The sequence below is a fragment of the Streptomyces mutabilis genome (genome assembly GCF_014649815.1).
GTDB lineage: Bacteria > Actinomycetota > Actinomycetes > Streptomycetales > Streptomycetaceae > Streptomyces > Streptomyces mutabilis.
Window position 1 is genome coordinate 1 of record NZ_BMTT01000229.1, and the last position, 582, is coordinate 582.

Annotated in this window: 1 protein-coding gene; it reads left to right on the plus strand. The window is 72.7% G+C overall.

Annotation, left to right across the window (positions count from 1 at the left end):
- Nucleotides 1-582 (plus strand): AMP-binding protein (locus IE142_RS35560; RefSeq protein ID WP_191889487.1); only part of this gene is annotated, 582 nt, incomplete at both ends.

Below are 582 nucleotides of genomic sequence, written 5' to 3' on the forward strand. Positions count from 1 at the left end.
ACGGATCCGTCCCGGCGGATCGGGCGGATCGATCTGCTCTCCGCGCAGGAGCGGGCGGCTGTGCTGGCGGTGCCTTCGGTCGTCGTGCCGTCGGGGGCGACGTTGCCGGAGTTGTTCGAGGCGCGGGTGGCGGCGGCGCCGGGGGCGGTGGCGGTGGTGTGGGACGGGGCCACGCTGTCGTACGGGGAGCTGAACGAGCGGGCGAACCGGTTGGCTCATGAGCTGCTGGGGCGTGGTGTCGGTCCGGAGGACGTGGTGGCTCTGGCCCTTCCCCGGAGCGCGGATCTGGTGGTCGCCGTCCTGGCGGTGCTGAAGGCGGGCGCGGCCTACCTTCCTCTCGATCCGGCTTATCCGGCGGCTCGTGTGGCGCACATGGTCGCCGACGCCGGGCCCGCCCTTGTGCTGACGACGACCGAGCACCGTGCCTCGGTGGAGGCGGCGAGCGGGGCGTCGGTACTGCTGCTGGACGGGCTCGACGTGACGGACCGGTCCGCGGACAACCCTGTCACCGAGCTCGCGCCCGATCATCCCGCGTACGTCATCTACACCTCCGGCTCCACCGGCCGGCCCAAAGGCGTCGTC